The organism is Streptomyces sp. NPDC046379 (assembly GCF_055587785.1).
In genome coordinates this window covers 1-1,112 of sequence record NZ_JBVJFP010000071.1, presented here as the reverse complement: position 1 = coordinate 1,112, position 1,112 = coordinate 1, and the positions used below count along the sequence as shown (strand labels likewise).

At 69.4% G+C, this 1,112-nt stretch carries 1 protein-coding gene; it reads right to left on the bottom strand.

The window, feature by feature from the left end; genetic code table 11:
- The coding region (locus tag ACZ6KF_RS34045) for a (Fe-S)-binding protein (RefSeq protein ID WP_469242040.1) at positions 1-1,112 on the bottom strand (1,112 nt) is incomplete at both ends.

Below are 1,112 nucleotides of genomic sequence, written 5' to 3'. Positions count from 1 at the left end.
TCGACCAGACGCTGGAGCAGCTGCGTGTGGTGGACCACCTCGTAGTCGCCGCCGAGCTGCGGGTACTCGTTGCCCAGCGTGTTCAGGCAGTGCGGGCAGGTCGCGACGATCTTCTTCGCCGCCTTCGGCCTCCTCGTCGACGCGTCCTCCTCGTCCTGGCCGAACGCGGCGTTCAGCGCGGCGACGTTCTCCGCGCCCAGTTCCTGGAAGAGGGGCTCGTTGCCCAGGCGGCGGGCCGAGTCGCCGGTGCACTTCTCGTCCCCGCCCATGATCGCGAACTTCACCCCGGCGATGTGCAGCAGCTCGGCGAACGCCTTGGTGGTCTTCTTCGCCCGGTCCTCCAGCGCCCCCGCGCAGCCCACCCAGTACAGGTACTCCACCTCGGACAGGTCCTCGACGTCCCGGCCCACCACCGGCACCTCGAAACCGACCTCCCTGGTCCACTCCAGGCGCTGCTTCTTCGCCAGCCCCCAGGGATTGCCCTTCTTCTCCAGGTTCTTCAGCATCGTGCCCGCCTCGGACGGGAACGCCGACTCGATCATCACCTGGTAACGCCGCATGTCCACGATGTGGTCCACGTGCTCGATGTCGACCGGGCACTGCTCCACACACGCCCCGCAGGTGGTGCACGACCACAGCACGTCCGGATCGATCACCCCGTTGTCCCCGGCGGCGCCCACCAGCGGCCGCCCGGCCTCCGCCAGCGCGGCGGCCGGCACCGACGCGAGCTGCTGCGCGGACGCCTTCTCCTCGCCCTCCGCGCTCCTGCCGCCGCCGGCCAGCAGATACGGCGCCTTGGCGTGGGCGTGATCGCGCAGCGACATGATCAGCAGCTTCGGCGACAGCGGCTTGCCCGTGTTCCACGCCGGGCACTGCGACTGGCACCGCCCGCACTCCGTGCACGTGGCGAAATCCAGCAGACCCTTCCAGGAGAACTGCTCCACCTGCGAGACGCCGAACACGTCCTCGTCCCCGGGATCGGCGAAATCGATCGGCTTCCCGCCCGACGTCATCGGCTGCAACGCGCCCAGCGCCGTCGACCCGTCCGCGTTCCGCTTGAACCAGATGTTCGGGAACGCCAGGAACCGGTGCCACGCCACCCCCATGTCGGT